Below are 15,632 nucleotides of genomic sequence, written 5' to 3'. Positions count from 1 at the left end.
AAAAGCAGTCCCTTACGTGTGTGCGTATACGTACGCGCGAAAATGGGGCTGGCTCCGAGAGGCCGTCAAGCACGGATCGCAAACGGGAACGGGCCGCCGGTACAGGAGGTACGCTGGCGGCCCGTCGCGGGCATGCCGTAGCAAGCCCGCTGAAAAAAACTCGAAGTGGATGCGACCGCGTGCGGAGCGAGGGATCCGCTTGCCGGACACGAGTTGGCACCGGTCATGCGATTCTCATTGTACGGACGCGACACATTATGTACGCAAAATCGCAGAAATCCGCCAAATTTTACATGTGGCCCAGGTCGAGACAGGGGGCCGGGTTCAGCCCGCCAGCGACACGCGCCCGCCGGCGTGCCGCTCCAGCCTGCCGGCGATCTCGAGCTCCAGCAGGCCGAGCTGGACGGCAGCCGCGTCGGTACCCGACTGGCGGATCAGTTCGTCCACGGCGACCGGCGTGGTGGTGAGCAGGCTGGCGAGATCGGCGGGCTCCGCCTCCGCGAGGTCCTCCGGCGTGAAATCGAAGGCGGACACGGGTTCGCGGAAGGTGGAGCGCGGCTGGCCGTCGAAACTGCTCAGCAATTCGACCACGTCTTCGGGCGCCTGCACCAGCACGGCGCCTTCGCGGATCAGGTGGTTGCAGCCGTGGCTGCGGGCATCGAGCGGGCTGCCGGGGATGGCCATGACCTCCCTGCCCGCCTCGCCGGCCAGCCGCGCGGTGATGAGGCTGCCCGACTTGACCGCCGCCTCCACCACGACAGTTCCCGCGGCGAGCCCCGCGATGATCCGGTTGCGGCTGGGAAAGTGGCTGCCGCGCGGCTCGGTGCCGGGCGGCTGCTCGGCGATCAGCAAGCCCTCGTTTGCGATCCGCTCCTGGAGATCGGCGTGCTGTGGCGGGTAGGCGATATCGATGCCGCTGGCGATCACGCCGATAGTCGCCGGCAGCGCCCCTTCGTGCGCCGCGCCATCGATGCCGCGGGCGAGTCCCGAGACGACTGTGAACCCCGCCTCCGCCAGGGCGATGCCGAAATCGCGTGCCAGCTTGACCGCCGCCGCGCTGGCATTGCGCGCGCCGACCATCGCCACGCAGGGCCGTGAGGCCAGCGAGAGATCGCCGCGCCAGGTCAAAATCGGCGGCGCGCCGTCGATCGCGCCGAGCAGAGCGGGATAGTCCGCCTGGTCGTGAAACAGGTATTTCGCGCCCGCCCTGCGGACGCCGTCCACCTCGCGCTCGATCGTCTCGACCCTGGCGGCGCGATATTGCCGACCGCCGCGCTTGCCGAGGTCGGGCAGCGCATCCAGCGCCGCTGCCGCCGAGCCGAACCGCTGGAGCAGCATCGCGTAGCTGACCGGCCCGATATTGGGCGAGCGCAGCAGGCGGATACGCGCGAAGGCCTCGTCCTGTGAGAGCGCGGCGCTCACCCCTTGGAGCCGACCTTCGGTTCGGTGCCTGCCATCAGCCGCTTGATGTTTTCGCGGTGCAGCCACAGCACCAGCATGGCGATGGTCGCCATGACCTTGGCAAAGGTCGGCTGGCCCATGAAAGCGGCCGCCACCGCGGTGAGGACCACGGCGGTCATGCCCGCCAGCGAGCTGATCCTGGTGAGCGCGAGGACACCGATCCAGACGGCGGCATAGATCGCGCCCAGCGGCCACATCAGGCCAAAGGCGACGCCGGCATTGGTCGCGACGCCCTTGCCGCCCTTGAAGCCCAGCCAGATCGGGAAACAGTGACCGAGCACGGCGAACAGCGCCGCCCAGCCCATGTCCTGCCAAAACCATATCCCCGCCAGGAACACCGGCACGAAGCCCTTGAGCAGGTCGAGCAGCAGCGTCGCCGCCGCCAGCCCCTTGCTCCCGGTGCGCAGCACGTTGGTCGCCCCGATATTGCCGCTGCCGATGGAGCGAATATCGCCCTTGCCCGCCAGCTTCGCGAGGATCAGCCCGAAGGGAATCGAGCCGAAGCCATAGCCTAGCAGGGCGGCGTAGAGCGTTGTGATGGTGAAACCGCTTCCGAAATCCATGCGACGTCCCCTATCCGTTCGCCCCGCGCTTGTCGAAGGGCAGTACTTCTAATAGGCGGTGAGCAAAAGAAAAAGCGGTCCTCCGACAAGCTCTGGACAAACGGAACGATTTTGGACGCATCCCCTTCCTCCCCCATCCTCCTGTTCGACTCCGGCGTCGGCGGGCTCACCGTGCTTGCCGAGATGCGCAAGCTCTTGCCGCAAGCGCCAGTGATCTATGCCGCCGACATGGCGGGCCTGCCTTACGGCACGAAGACCGAGGCGGAGGTGGCCGCCCGGGTCGCGGGCCTGCTGGGGCGGATGGCCGAACGCTGGCAGCCGCGCCTGATCTGCATCGCCTGCAACACTGCCAGCACGATAGCGCTGGGCATGGTCCGCGATGTGCTCGAGACGCCCATCGTCGGCACCGTACCCGCGATCAAACCTGCAGCGGCGATCACGAAGACCGGCACGATCGGCCTGCTCGGGACCGAGGCGACCGTGCGCCAGCGCTATGTCGACGACCTCGAACGCGAGTTCGCGCAAGGCAAAACGCTGCTGCGGCATGCCGCGGGCGGGCTGGTCGCGCTCGGCGAGGCAAAACTGCGCGGCGAGAGAGTGAGCGTCGACGAAGTTGCCAAGGCCGCCGCGGGCCTGATCCTTCAGCCGGGGGGCGAAAATCTCGACACCGTCGTGCTGGCCTGCACCCACTTCCCGTTGCTCGAACCCGAATTGCGCGAGGCATTCGGCAAGGACGTGACCTTCGTCCACGGTGCCGAAGGTATTGCGCGGCGTATCGCGCATCTGGTCGAAGGCCAGGCCTTCCAGCAGGAGATTCCGGATTTCGCCGTCACGACTGGTGAACTCGACAATTTCGAGCTTCTGGTGGATGCCTTCGCCGCGCACGGGATCGACAGGCTCGTCCGCCTGTAAAAGCTGCGAATCGTTCGCAAAGATCGCGGTGGAATTTGCGCGGTTTTCTGCCTATGTCGCCTCGCAATCCGGCCGCTGAAGCGGCGCCGACACGGGCAGGTTCGCCAACGTGAACTACGACCAGATTTTCGACGAAGCGATCGATCGCCTCCACACGGAAGGCCGCTATCGCGTGTTTATCGACATCCTGCGCAACAAGGGGGCCTTCCCCAATGCGCGCTGCTTTGCGGGCCACAACGGTCCCAAGCCGGTGACCGTGTGGTGTTCGAACGACTACCTCGCCATGGGCCAGCACCCCAAGGTGATCGCGGCCATGGAAGAGGCGCTGCATGACGTGGGCGCGGGTTCGGGCGGCACGCGCAACATCGGCGGCAACACCCATTATCACATCCAGCTCGAGCAGGAGCTGGCCGACCTTCACTGCAAGGACGGCGCGCTGCTGTTCACCAGCGGCTACGTCTCGAACGACGCGACGCTTTCGACGCTCGCCAAGCTCCTGCCGGGCTGCGTGATCTTCTCCGACGAGCTAAATCACGCGAGCATGATCGCAGGCATCCGCAATGCGGGCTGCGAAAAGCGCGTTTTCCGCCACAACGATGTGGCGCATCTCGAAGAACTGCTGGCGGCCGAAGACGAAGCGACGCCCAAGCTGATCGCCTTCGAAAGCGTCTATTCGATGGACGGCGACGTGGCCCCGATCCACGCGATCTGCGACCTGGCCGAAAAATACAACGCGCTCACCTATATCGACGAAGTCCACGCCGTGGGCATGTACGGCAAGCGCGGCGGCGGCATTACCGAACGTGACGAAGTGGCGCACCGCATCGACATCATCGAAGGCACGCTGGGCAAGGCCTTCGGCGTCATGGGCGGCTATATCGCGGCCGACACGCGGATCATCGACTGCATCCGGTCCTACGCGCCGGGCTTCATCTTCACGACCTCGCTCAGCCCCGTGCTGGTCGCGGGCGTGCTCGCCGCGGTCCGCCATCTCAAGGCGAGCAGCGAGGAACGCGACGGACAGCAGGCGGCAGCCGCCTATCTCAAGCAGGCGATGCGCGATGCGGGCTTGCCGGTGATGGACAGCGTGACCCACATCGTGCCGCTGATGGTCGGCGATCCGGTCCGCGCCAAGAAGATCAGCGACATCCTGTTGGCGGAATACGGCGTCTATGTGCAGCCGATCAACTTCCCCACCGTGCCGCGCGGGACCGAGCGGCTACGCTTCACCCCCGGCCCCGCCCATTCGGCGGAGATGATGGACGAGCTTGTCGAAGCCCTGGTCGAGATCTGGGGCCGGCTGGAGCTGGACCTCCGGCAGGCCGCATAAGCGTGACGGAGGCGGCGAACCCCGATTTTCGCCACCGAACCCCGTCCGAAATCAAGGCGATGCTCGAAGCCGACGCGGCGCTGGCGGAGAAGTGGCAGGCGCTGACGCCCCTCGCACGCAACGAATGGATCTGCTGGACGATCTCGGCGAAGCAGGAAGGCACTCGTCAGAAGCGCCGCACGCGGCTGCACGAAGAGGTGCTCGACGGGAAGAAGCGCCCCTGCTGCTGGCCCGGCTGTCCGCACCGCCGCGAATCCGCCCGCAAATGGGTCGAAGCCTGAGACGCCGTGCGCATGACGCCCCTGTTTAGCCGCGCGCGGCGCACTAGATAACTCTGATGGACGGCATTCCAACCCACTGGTTTCGCGACAACTCCCCGCTCGTCGGCGTGGGCGCGATCCTGCTGCTGGCATTTGCCGCGCTCGCGTTGTTCGGACCCGGCGAGGCTGATGGACCGGGCAGCGAACAGGTAGAGATCGTGGGCGACCCGCCGGTCGAGGCACTGCCCGCGAGCCCGGAAGAGGACAGCACCGTCCTATCCCTGCTCGATCCCGAGGAGGCGAAGCTCCGCAACGCGGCCATTCCCGTGGCCGAGGATGCGCTTTCCCCCACGACGCCCTTCGCCTTTCGCGGCAGCTCTGCAGACCGGACCCGCGCGCGCGACTGCCTCGCCCTCGCCGCGATCGCGGAGGCCGGAAGCGGCGATGCGGACCAGCGCGCAGTGATGCAGGTCGTGCTCAACCGGACGCGGCATCCGGCCTTTGCCAACACGGTTTGCGGCGTGGTCTTCGAAGGCTCGCAGCGGCCCACGGGTTGCCAGTTCACCTTCACCTGCGACGGCTCGCTCGCTCGCAGCTATTCCGCCGAACTGTGGCGCGCAGCCCGGGCGCGGGCCGACGATGCGCTGGGCGGCTATGTCCACAAGCCGGTCGGCACCGCGACGCATTACCACGCCGATTACGTCTATCCCTACTGGAGCAGCTCGCTCGACAAGGTCGCGACGATCGGCCCGCACCTCTTCTTCCGGTGGAAGGGCGGCTGGGGCACGGCGCGCGCACTGACGAGCCGGTATCGCGGTGGCGAGCCGGACCCGATGGCGTTGCGCCAGACCGCGCAGGAGGTGGACCGCCCCGAGGAGGTCCTGACGCTCGCCGAGAGCGGAGAAGCCGTGCGCACGATCACCGCCACCGGCGAGATCGAAAGCGAAGGCAGCGCTCTGGCTGACGCGCAGGCTCCGACCGTCCAACCGCTTTCCTCGAGCGCCACGCCGCAAGCCGGGGTCCATTTCGTGGTCGTTTCGGCAGGCAACGATCCTGCTACGCTCGTGGCACGCTCGCGTGCATTGTGTCCGGGCGAGAAATATTGCCAGATCTACGGATGGTCCGATCCCGGGGCGATTCCGGCGAAGTTGCCCTTGGGCGACGAACAGCGCGCGACGCTGGCCTACGCGTTCCTTGCGGCCCGCAACGGGAATCCGGAAGTCATCTATTTCGACTGCCGCCAGTTCCCCGAACCGGCGCTGGGTCGCTGCCTCCCGCGCCCGAAGCCGTAAGGGATTTGGCGGCGCGGTGAGGTCGCGCTAAGCCTCGCCGGCCAAGCAAGGGAGACAATGCGTGAGCGGCAATCCGGACATGACGTATGCAGAGGTGGTCGAAGGCCGCCGTTCGATCCGCGGCTATCTCGACAAGCCCGTTCCGCGCGACGTGATCGAAGATGTGCTGCGGCTCGCCATGCGTTCGCCTTCCTCGATGAACACCCAGCCCTATCATTTCCACGTGATCACCGGCGATCCGCTCGACCGGATCCGCAAGGGCAATACCGAGAACATTCTCGCCGGCGTCCCCGACAGCCGCGAATTCCGCCGCGGCGAGCCTTTCACCGGTGTCCACCGCGACCGGCAGGTGGGCTGCGCGATCCAGCTGTTCGAGGCGATGGGGATCGAACGCGACGACAAGGAGAAACGGCAGGACTGGGTGCTGCGCGGTTTCCGCCAGTTCGATGCGCCGGTCTGCGTCATCATCACCTACGACAAGGAACTGTCGGGCAGCGACGACACGCCGTTCGATTGCGGCGCTGTGACAACGGCGCTGGTCAACGCCGCCTGGAGCCGCGGGCTCGGCTGCGTCATCAATTCGCAGGGCATCATGCAGAGCCCGGTCGTACGCGAGCACGCCAACATCCCCGACGACCAGGTGATCATGAAGGCCGTGGCCATGGGCTGGCCCGACCCGGACTTCCCGGCCAATCCGGTCAAGATCACCCGCCGCGAGGTGGACGAGGCCGCACGGTTCGTGGGCTTCGACGACTAGCGTTCGATTTTTTTCGGATAGCCTCGCCCTGCGGAGCATTCTGCCTAAACACAGCGAAGGGTAGGACATGAGTGAGACGATCGAACAACTGGCCGAGGGTTTCTGGCGCATTACCGGCGAGGTGCGCATCGGCGGGGTCGTCGATATCGGGACCCAGTGCTCGCTGGTTCGTCTGGCCAGCGGCAATTTCGTCTTCCTCGACAGCTATACCCTGCCCGCGACGGTCCGGCAGCAGGTCGATCCGCTGACCGAAGGCGGGGAGAAGATCGAGGCGATCCTCAACCTCCATCCCTTCCACACCCTGCACTGCGAATGGATGCACAGCGCCTATCCCGATGCCGCGCTCTACGGCACCGCGCGCCACATCGCGAAATTCCCCGACCTGCCGTGGCAGGATACGCGCTGCGAAGAGGTGGCGCTGCACGAAAGCTATAACGAGGACTTCGCCTTCTCGGTCCCGCGCGGCGTGCCGCTGGTATGCGACGACGAGAGCGTCCATTTCTCCTCCGTCCTGGCGCTCCACCGGGCGAGCGGGACGCTGCATGTCGACGATACGCTGGTCTATCTCGAAAAGGGCTTCCCGCTGTCAATGCTGCCGATGACGGGCAGGCTCGATTTCCACCCGACGCTCGCCAAGGCGCTCCAACAACGGGCCGACGCAGCCGACGATTTCCGGCAGTGGGCCATCGACCTGGGCATAGACTGGGCCGGCACGAAGCGGATCGCAGCCGCGCACAATGCCGTGCTCGAACTGGACGAAGAGGCGTTTCCGTTACTGATCGGCGAGGCGCTCGGCCGGGTGAAACCGGTACTCGACAAGCACCGCGCCGAATTCGGCTAGGCGAGCAGCGCGACCTTCTGGCGCACCAGCGGCAACTGGTCGTTGCCGAAATACATGTGCTCGCCCGCCACGAAGAAGGTCGGCGATCCGAATGCCCCGCGCGCGATCGCCTCGTCGGTGTTCGCGCGCAGGCGATCCTTGACCGGCTGGCTCGCCGCCGCAGCCGCCAGCGCCGCCCCGTCGAAGCCCGCTTCGCCTGCGACCGTGACCAGTTCGGCGGGATCGTCGAGATTGCGGCCATCGGTGAAATAGGCCTCGAAGGCGGCAGCGGCGAACCGTTCGAGTGCCGGCTGGTCGTCTTCCAGCGCACAGCAACAGCGCATGGCGTGGACCGATTTGAGCGGGTGGTGTTCGGTGGGAAAGTTCATGCCCACCCCGGCCAGCTCGGCCCATTGCTTCAGCCAGCCGAAGCTGCGCGCCAGTCGCGCGGCATTTTCGGGTTTGCGGCTCTCGTAGACCGCGGGATTGACCGCGTTGAACACCCCGCCGACGAGCAGGGGGCGCCAGCGGATGGTATAGTCCAGCCCGTCCAGCGCCGGCCGGACATTGGCAAAGGCGAGCCGCGTCCACGGGCTCGACAGATCGAAGAAGAACTCGATGGGAACGGTCATTGCACCCGCGCCTTCGCCGTGCCGAACAGGTTCTTGCGCTCATCCTCGCTCATCTCGCCGCGGCGTTGCATGTCGCTGCCGAGCGAGACGCCGCGCCGCAGCCCTTCGCGCCCCTTCAGCGCATCGTACCAGCGTTTGACATGCGGGAACTCGTCCAGCGGTATCCCTTGCGCCTTCCATGTGCGCACCCAGGGGAAACAGGCCATGTCGGCGACCGTGTAATCGGTCCCGGCAATGTATTCCTCCTGCGCCAGCTGGCGGTCCATCACGCCGTAGACTCGCAGCGCCTCGCGATGGAAGCGCTCGATCGCATAGGGCAGCTTCTCCTCGGCATAGAGGTGGAAATGGCCGTGCTGCCCAAGCGTCGGGCCGAGGTGCCCGACCTGCCAGAACAGCCATTGTCGCACGCGCGACAGGCCGCGGAGGTCGGTCGGCAGGAACTGACCCGATTTCTCGCCGAGATAGAGCAGGACCGCTCCGGATTCGAACACGGTCACAGGCTCGCCGCCGTCGCCCGGTGCATGGTCGATGATCGCCGGGATCCGCCCGTTCGGGTTGATCGCGAGATAGTCCTCGGTGTGCTGGTCCCCCGCAGCGAGGTTCACCCAGCGCGGCTCGTAGGCGAGCCCGCACTCTTCCAGCATGATCGCCACCTTCCACCCATTGGGCGCAGGCGCGGTGAAGAATTCGATCATCGGCAACCTTTCCTCTCTCCCGGCCATCTTCGGGACGGGGGCGCCGGACGCAAGAAAAAACCCCCGGCGGGCAGTGTCGGCCGGGGGTTTTCGAAACGCTTTCGCGGTGCGGCTAGCCCTAGCGCAGGCTCACCACATTGTCCGCCGCCGGACGCGAGCGGCTGCCATCGTAAAGGCTCGCCATCGGCTCGTCGGTGACGACGATCCGCTCGGCCGCGCCGAAGCCGTTGAAATCGGTCTTCATCGCCGCGCCATAGGCACCCAGCATGCCGATCTCGAAATAATCGCCGGCCTGGATATCCTCGGGCAGCTGGAACGGGCCGGCCATGTAGTCGGCATCGTCGCAGGTCGGACCGTAGAAGGCGAAGTCCATTTCGGGCTTGATGAGGTCGTCCTCCAGCGCGCGGACCGGGAATTTCCAGTCCACATGCGCGGCATCGAACAACGCACCATACGCGCCATCATTGATGTAGAGCTCGTCGCCGCGGCGCTTTTCCACCTTCACGATCAGCGAGGAATATTCCGCGCACAGCGCCCGGCCAGGTTCGCACCACAACTCCGCGTTGTAGGCAATCGGCAGGTTGTAGAAGTGCTGGTGGATGACCTGGAAATAGTCCTCCAGCGGGGGCGGCTCCATGCCCGGATAGACCGACGGGAACCCGCCGCCCACATCGACCATGTCGATCACCACTGAAGCCTCGGCAATCGCCGCGCGCACGCGCTCGAGTGCCTGCACATAGGCGAACGGGGTCATCGCCTGGCTTCCGACGTGGAAGCAGACGCCCAGCCAGTCGGCGTGCTGGCGGGTTTCCTGCAGCAGCGTGGGCGCTTCGGTGAGGTCGCAGCCGAACTTGGATGCAAGGCTGAGTTCCGAATATTCGCTCGACACGCGCAGGCGGATGCACAGGCGCAGGTCCTGCGCCGGCTCGCCAGCCTCGTCACGGCAGGCATCGACGATCTTTTCCAGCTCCTCCACCGAATCGAGGCTGAAGGTCTTCACGCCATGGCTGTGATAGGCTTCGCGGATCGCGCTCGGCGCCTTGACCGGGTGCATGAAGCACAGCGTGGCATCGGGCAGCGTCGCGCGCACGAGGCGCACTTCCGCGATCGAAGCGACATCGTAATGCGTCACCCCATTGTCCCACAGGATCTGCAGGAGGTCGGGCGACGGATTGGCCTTCACCGCATAGAGCGACCGGCCCGGAAACTTCTCGACGAAGAAGCGGGCGGCGCGCGCCGCGGCATGCGGGCGGTTGAGGATGACGGGTTCGTCCGGGCGAAGGGCGCGGACTACAGCCTGGGCGTCAGGGAAATGCTGCAACTCAAGGGACCCCCTAAACAGTCCTTGCGGACCATGAAACGACAAGCTGCCTTGCGGTTAGGAAGTCCCCTTGGGGCAGCGGGAGAGGCGCGTATAGACTGATTCTCATGCACCGCAAGTGAATATGCGCAGCCAATTCGCAAGGGGTCGCCGGGGTGCGGCGGGCCTCAGTTGAGATGGGTCGTGCCGCTGTCGGCCCGGGATCAGAAACTGATCTGCGGAACCTGGTCCACGGTGCCCTTCTCGCTATCGTCGAGGCGATGGAAATCGGCCTCTCGGAAGCCGAGCAGCCCCGCGAACAGCACCGCCGGGAAGCTCTCGCGCGCGGTGTTGAAGCGCGAAACGGCGGCGTTCAGGGCGCGGCGCGCGGCGGCGAGCTTGTCCTCGACATGGGCCAGCTCGCGCTGCAGTTCCTGGAAATTGGCCGAGGCCTTGAGGTCGGGATAGGCCTCGCCCAGCGCCAGCAGGCGGTCGAGCGCGACGCGCAGGGTCTGCTCGTCGGCCGAACTGATCGGGCCGTCGGCCGCCTTGTTGCGTGCGCTCACGACGGCGTCGAGCGTGTTCTGTTCGTGGGCGGCATAGCCCTTCACCGTGCTCACCAGATTCGGGATCAGGTCATGCCGCTGGCGCAGTTGCGCATCGATATCGGCCACGCCCTGCCGGACGTTCTGACGCAGGCCGACCAGCCGGTTGTAGACGACGATCAGCATGATCACGAGGCCCGCACCCAAGAACAGGGCGACAGAGGTCCAGAATGCACTGGCGACTTCGAACACGGCTAAAACCCCCCTTTTACGTTTGCGGGTCTATGGTACGCTGAAATCGTTAAGGGAGGAACACCGCAGATGGCGGTCAGCGCGGATGTCGACAGCCTGCTGTCGGGCGATCTCGGCCTGTGGTTGCACGACCAGGTAGCCGTGCGCGCTGCCGCCAAGGATAAAGCGCATTGGCGCTGGACCATGTCGGCAGTGTTCATCCTGCCCTTCCTGGGCTTCCTGTGGTTCGGCCCCGCTTGGGGGGTCGAACCGAAGATGTGGCTGACGGGCCTGCCGATCGCTGCGGCGGGATACTGGGGCTACCGGCCGATCGCCGAAGCGAAGAAGACGGTGAAGATCGGCATCAATGCCGCCATCGCGCAATCGCTGGGCCTCACCTATTCGCACGAATTGGAGCCCGGGCACGAATGGGACCTGGCACACAGCTTCGGGCTGCTCCCCTCGCACGACCGCAAGAATTTCGAGGACGAGTGGAGCGGCACGCTCGGCGGGCACGATTTCCGGCTCTACGAGGCGCATCTCGAGGAGCAGCGCGGCTCGGGCAAGAACCGCCGCTGGGTCACGGTGTACCGCGGCGCGATCATCCGCATCGCCTCGCGGCGGCAGTTCCACGGCGTCACGCTGTTGCAACGCGCGGGCAAGCACAAGAGCTTCTTCGGCCTCGGCGGCAAGAAGGATACGGTGAAGCTGGGCGGCCTGCACCTGCAATATGTCGATATGGTCAGCCCGCAGTTCGAGGACACTTTCGACCTCTATTCGACCGACCAGGTCGAGGCGCGCTGGCTCGCGCACCCCGAGTATATCGAACGGCTGGTGGCGCTGGAGCAATCGTTCGACGGCAAGAACGTGCGCACGCTGTTCCACCGCGGCGAGCTGGTGATCGCGATCGAGAGCGGCAACATGTTCGAAAGCGGCTCGATCAACCCGGCAGACGACCACGCCAAGGTCCGCGAATGCAACGCGCAGTTCGGCACGCTCGCCAGCCTTGCCGAGGAACTCGACCGCGAGCGGGCGGAACGTTAGCTCAGCCGGTCGCGGAAGGTTTCGTAATCGAATTCCTTCACCAGCTCGAGCTGGTCTGAATCGCTGTCCCAGAGGTAGATGGCGGGCAGCTGCACGCCGTTGAAGGTGTTGGTCTTGACCATCGAATAATGCGCCTGATCGAGGAAGGCGAACCGCTTGCCAACCTCCGCGCCGCCGGGAATGCGGTAGTCCCCGATGATGTCCCCGGCGAGGCAGGAGGGGCCGCCGATGCGCACCTCGGGCACGCCATCGTCCTGCACCTCGCCGAGCATGGCGGGGCGGTACGGCGCCTCGATCACGTCGGGCATGTGGCAGGTCGCAGAGATATCCGCGACCGCGACCGGCACGCCGTTGAAGCCGGTATCGAGGATCGTGCCGACGAGGATGCCCGCATCGAGCGCCACTGCCTCGCCCGGTTCGAGGTAGATTTCCGCGCCCGTGTCTTCCTTGGCGTCCCTGAGGAACTCGACCAGCTCCTCGCGCTGGTAGTCGGCGCGGGTGATGTGGTGGCCGCCGCCCATGTTGATCCATTTCAGCTGACCGAACCACGGCTCGATCGCGTCGAACACCTTGTCCCAGGTGTCGTGGAGCGGCTCGAAATCCTGCTCGCAGAGATTGTGGAAGTGGATGCCGTCGACCTGCTCCATGATCTCGGGCGTCAGCTGGTCGAGCGGGAAGCCGAGGCGGCTGCCGGGGCTGGAGGGATCGTAGCGCGGCACCTCGCCGGTCGGATGCTGCGGATTGATCCGCAGGCCGACGTCGAAGTCCTGTCCGGCCGCCCGCGCCGCGTCGAGGATCAGCCTCGCGCGTTCGAGCTGGCCGGGCGAATTGAAGATCACGTGGTCCGACAGGCGCAGGACCTCTACCAGTTCCTCGGGCTTGTAGGCGGCCGAATAGGTCGCGATCTCGCCATCGTAGAACTCCGATGCGAGGCGGGCTTCCCACAGGCCGGATGTGCACACGCCGTCGAGATACTCGCCAATGATCGGCGCGGTCGACCACATGCTGAACGCCTTGAGGGCGGCCAGCACCTTGATGTCCGCCGCATCGCGGATGTCCGCCAGCACCTGACAATTGGCGCGCAGTTTGGCCGCGTCCACCACGAAGGCGGGGCTGTTGACGCGGTCGAGGTCGAAATGGGCGAAGGCGCCCGGGTCGCCGGCTCTGGTTTCCATTAGTCTGCGGTATCCTGTGCGAGCGTGGTGGTCAGCAGGCGGCCGCCTTCCACGTCGGCGATGAAGATGGTGCCGTCGGCGCCGATCGCAAGATCGTGACCCTTGGTCGTGTCTTGCGGGGCGCTGGCATCGAGCACGCGCTCGACGGTCAGATCCGGTCGCCAGACGCGCAGGATGGCGCCGCTGCGATCGGAAGCGTCGCGACCTTCGAGCGAAACGAACCAGCCTGCACCGAGCGGTTTCACGGCATAGGGATGGCCGGGCGTGTCGAGCGTGGCCACGATTGTTCCGTCCTTGCCGTAGAGGCGGATGCGGCGATTCTCGCGATCTGCGACATAGATCGTGTCTCCTTCGATCGCGACCGAATGCGGGATGCTGAGGCCATTGGCGCCGCTCCCCGTCCTGCCCCATTGCCGCAGGAAACGGCCCTCACGGTCGAATACGACAAGGCGCGAATTGACATAGCCGTCGCCGATGAAGGCAGTGTCCGGATCCAGAGCGATATCGGCGGGCCTGCCGAAGTGTCCGGCATCATCGCCGCCCACGCCGCGTTCACCCCATGCGCCCTGCAGTTCGCCATCATGCGAAAACCGCAGGACCTGCTCGCGCTGGACATCGGTGATCCACACCGCATCGTTCTCATCGATCGAAAGGCCATGCGGCATGACGGTTTGCCCCGCGCCCCAACTGGCCAGCAACACGCCGTTCGGGGCGAACATCTGGACCACGGGTTCTGCGATCGGCTCGCGCGGGAAAGGCTCTACCCATTTGCGGCCCGCCCGCTGAAGGACGAAGACATGGCCATGGCTGTCGGTGTCGACCGCGCTGACCTCGCCCCACGCCAGATCCTCCGGCAGCTGCGCCCAGTCGGTCCGCACTTCGGCACGGGCAGCCTCTTCGGGGGGCAGATCACCGCACCCCCCCAGCGCCGCCAGTGCGACAAATATCAGTCGACGCACAGTCCCGCTTCCACCTTGCCATCCTCGACGATGCCGAAGCAGCCGAAGGTCCGGTCGTCGCGTTCGCAAATGCCCTCGACCTGTTCGCCTGGCGGGCTGCCGACCCTTCCATAGGCAAGGCACTTGCCTTCACACTCATCGCCATCGGTGCAGGTCTTGCCCGCGTCGGCATAGGGCGTGACGCAGGTTTCTGCCTGGATCATGCCGCGCCGTTCGACGGTCCCGCCCTTCGCGAGGCAGCTCGCCTTCTCGGCATCGGTCATCGCGTCGCCGGGAAGTGCGGGCATGCCGGTGGACACGCCCTGTGTGCCGGTCTCTGCCTCGCCGACGGCACCCCCCTCCACCACGGTTCCCGGTGCGGTGCAGGCCGCCAGCGCGAAAACCGCAAGGAAGGGGGCGCAGCGAAACCGCATCAGAAGTCGACCGGGCCGTCGAGTTCCTTCACCTGCCACGGCAGGCCATGTTCGTTGAGCATGTCCATGAAGGGATCGGGGTCCATCTGCTCCATGTTGAACACGCCGTCGCCCGACCATGTGCCGGTGACCATCATCGCGCTGCCGATCATCGCGGGCACGCCGGTGGTATAGGACACCGCCTGGTTGCCGGTTTCCTCGTAGGCCGCTTCGTGGCTGCAGATATTGTTGATGTAGAAAGTCTTCTCGCCCGAGCCGTCGAGCGCTTCGCCGGTCGCGATCACGCCGATATTGGTGTTGCCCTTGGTCGTTTCGCCCAGCGTTTCGGGCTTGGGCAGGACGGCGGCGAGGAACTGCAGCGGGATGATTTCCTTGCCCTTGTACTTGATCGGGTCGATCCGCGTCATGCCGACGTTCTGCAGCACGGTGAGATGCTTGATGTACTCGTCGCCGAAGGTCATCCAGAAGCGCGCACGCTCCATCTCGGGGTTGAACTTGGCGAGGCTTTCCAGCTCCTCGTGATACATCATGTACATGTTCTTCGGGCCGACGCCCTCGAAGTCGAATTCGACCTTCTTCGCCATCGCCGGGGTTTCGACGAACTCGCCGTTCTCCCAGTGGCGCGCGGGCGCGGTCACTTCGCGGATGTTGATTTCCGGGTTGAAATTGGTGGCGAAGGCCTGGCCGTGATCGCCGCCGTTGCAGTCGAGGATGTCGAGCTGGCGGATGGTCTTGAGCTTGTGCTTCTTCAGCCACATGGTGAACACGCTGGTGACGCCCGGATCGAAACCCGAACCCAGCAGCGCCATCAGCCCTGCGTCCTTGAAGCGGTCATGATAGGCCCACTGCCAGTGGTATTCGAACTTGGCTTCGTCCTTGGGCTCGTAGTTCGCGGTGTCGAGATAGGACACGCCCGCCTCGAGGCAGGCATCCATGATCGGAAGGTCCTGGTAAGGCAGCGCGAGGTTCACCACGAGGCTCGGGCCGACCTTCTTGATGAGGTTGACCATGGCCGGGACTTCCTCGGCATCGATCTCGTAGGTGCTGATCTCGAAGCCGGTGCGGTCCTTCACCGAGGCGGCGATGGCGTCGCACTTGCTCTTGGTGCGGCTGGCGAGGTGGATGTCCGTGAAGATATCCTTGTTCATCGCCATCTTATGGACGCAGACCGAGCTGACGCCGCCGGCACCGATCACGAGGACTGTCGACATGTTTGTATTCTCCGAATTCGAATCTTGGGGGT

Annotated in this window: 17 protein-coding genes; 7 read left to right on the top strand and 10 right to left on the bottom strand. The window is 65.5% G+C overall.

Annotated features, from left to right (window positions below; translation table 11 throughout):
• Positions 1-324 precede the first annotated feature (324 nt).
• Both dprA and plsY read right to left on the bottom strand, forming a co-directional pair.
• A complete protein-coding gene (dprA, locus tag K3172_RS06355; protein WP_221588012.1) occupies positions 325-1,422 on the bottom strand; it encodes a DNA-processing protein DprA in 1,098 nt (365 codons plus the stop codon).
• Entirely contained in the window at positions 1,419-2,024 is a 606-nt protein-coding gene (plsY, locus tag K3172_RS06350; protein ID WP_221588010.1) for a glycerol-3-phosphate 1-O-acyltransferase PlsY, read from the bottom strand. The genes dprA and plsY overlap by 4 nt, the downstream gene beginning before the upstream one ends.
• Before the next feature lie 111 nt (positions 2,025-2,135).
• Between plsY and murI the strand changes: the two genes are divergently transcribed.
• The 6 genes from murI to K3172_RS06320 all read left to right on the top strand — a co-directional run bounded on the left by murI (position 2,136) and on the right by K3172_RS06320 (position 7,416).
• Positions 2,136-2,936, top strand: coding sequence for a glutamate racemase (gene murI, locus K3172_RS06345; protein WP_247717940.1), 801 nt, complete (start codon positions 2,136-2,138; stop codon positions 2,934-2,936).
• A 109-nt stretch (positions 2,937-3,045) separates the two neighbouring features.
• Positions 3,046-4,266: a 5-aminolevulinate synthase gene (gene hemA / locus K3172_RS06340; RefSeq protein WP_221588007.1), complete on the top strand. Its 1,221-nt coding sequence runs from the start codon at positions 3,046-3,048 to the stop codon at positions 4,264-4,266.
• Between the two features lie 2 nt (positions 4,267-4,268).
• Positions 4,269-4,547: a YdeI/OmpD-associated family protein gene (locus K3172_RS06335; protein ID WP_221588005.1), complete on the top strand. Its 279-nt coding sequence runs from the start codon at positions 4,269-4,271 to the stop codon at positions 4,545-4,547.
• Between the two features lie 56 nt (positions 4,548-4,603).
• Positions 4,604-5,818, top strand: coding sequence for a cell wall hydrolase (locus tag K3172_RS06330; RefSeq protein WP_221588003.1), 1,215 nt, complete (start codon positions 4,604-4,606; stop codon positions 5,816-5,818).
• 61 nt (positions 5,819-5,879) lie between these two features.
• Positions 5,880-6,575 (top strand): nitroreductase, encoded by a 696-nt coding sequence (locus tag K3172_RS06325; RefSeq protein WP_345725609.1) that lies wholly within the window; start codon positions 5,880-5,882, stop codon positions 6,573-6,575.
• A 67-nt stretch (positions 6,576-6,642) separates the two neighbouring features.
• Entirely contained in the window at positions 6,643-7,416 is a 774-nt protein-coding gene (locus K3172_RS06320; RefSeq protein ID WP_221588001.1) for a hypothetical protein, read from the top strand.
• Here the strand turns inward: K3172_RS06320 and K3172_RS06315 are convergent.
• The 4 genes from K3172_RS06315 to K3172_RS06300 all read right to left on the bottom strand — a co-directional run bounded on the left by K3172_RS06315 (position 7,413) and on the right by K3172_RS06300 (position 10,819).
• Entirely contained in the window at positions 7,413-8,027 is a 615-nt protein-coding gene (locus tag K3172_RS06315) for a 2-hydroxychromene-2-carboxylate isomerase (protein ID WP_221587999.1), read from the bottom strand. The two genes, K3172_RS06320 and K3172_RS06315, sit on opposite strands and share 4 nt — an antisense overlap.
• Positions 8,024-8,722 (bottom strand): glutathione S-transferase N-terminal domain-containing protein, encoded by a 699-nt coding sequence (locus K3172_RS06310; RefSeq protein ID WP_221587997.1) that lies wholly within the window; start codon positions 8,720-8,722, stop codon positions 8,024-8,026. Before K3172_RS06310 ends, K3172_RS06315 begins: the two co-directional genes overlap by 4 nt.
• A gap of 118 nt (positions 8,723-8,840) precedes the next feature.
• Positions 8,841-10,043: a type III PLP-dependent enzyme gene (locus K3172_RS06305; protein ID WP_221587995.1), complete on the bottom strand. Its 1,203-nt coding sequence runs from the start codon at positions 10,041-10,043 to the stop codon at positions 8,841-8,843.
• Positions 10,044-10,246: 203 nt separating this feature from the next.
• Entirely contained in the window at positions 10,247-10,819 is a 573-nt protein-coding gene (locus K3172_RS06300; RefSeq protein ID WP_345725608.1) for a LemA family protein, read from the bottom strand.
• 69 nt (positions 10,820-10,888) lie between these two features.
• Between K3172_RS06300 and K3172_RS06295 the strand changes: the two genes are divergently transcribed.
• Complete coding sequence (locus tag K3172_RS06295) at positions 10,889-11,842, top strand: DUF3137 domain-containing protein (RefSeq protein WP_221587993.1); 954 nt, start codon at positions 10,889-10,891, stop codon at positions 11,840-11,842.
• Here the strand turns inward: K3172_RS06295 and K3172_RS06290 are convergent.
• Genes K3172_RS06290 through K3172_RS06275 form a run of 4 tightly spaced genes read right to left on the bottom strand, consistent with a single transcriptional unit; the run spans position 11,839 to position 15,600 of the window.
• Entirely contained in the window at positions 11,839-13,017 is a 1,179-nt protein-coding gene (locus K3172_RS06290; RefSeq protein ID WP_221587992.1) for a carboxynorspermidine decarboxylase, read from the bottom strand. The two genes, K3172_RS06295 and K3172_RS06290, sit on opposite strands and share 4 nt — an antisense overlap.
• The gene (locus K3172_RS06285; protein ID WP_221587990.1) at positions 13,017-13,976 is read right to left on the bottom strand and encodes a peptidyl-alpha-hydroxyglycine alpha-amidating lyase family protein; all 960 of its coding nucleotides are present in this window, start codon (positions 13,974-13,976) and stop codon (positions 13,017-13,019) included. The genes K3172_RS06290 and K3172_RS06285 overlap by 1 nt, the downstream gene beginning before the upstream one ends.
• Complete coding sequence (locus K3172_RS06280; RefSeq protein ID WP_221587988.1) at positions 13,964-14,389, bottom strand: hypothetical protein; 426 nt, start codon at positions 14,387-14,389, stop codon at positions 13,964-13,966. The genes K3172_RS06285 and K3172_RS06280 overlap by 13 nt, the downstream gene beginning before the upstream one ends.
• Positions 14,389-15,600, bottom strand: a complete 1,212-nt coding sequence (locus K3172_RS06275) for a saccharopine dehydrogenase family protein (RefSeq protein WP_221587985.1) — start codon at positions 15,598-15,600, stop codon at positions 14,389-14,391. Before K3172_RS06275 ends, K3172_RS06280 begins: the two co-directional genes overlap by 1 nt.
• Between the last annotated feature and the right edge of the window lie 32 nt (positions 15,601-15,632).

It is taken from the genome of Qipengyuania proteolytica, assembly GCF_019711565.1.
Taxonomy (GTDB): domain Bacteria; phylum Pseudomonadota; class Alphaproteobacteria; order Sphingomonadales; family Sphingomonadaceae; genus Qipengyuania; species Qipengyuania proteolytica.
This window is presented reverse-complemented; position numbering and strand designations above follow the sequence as displayed.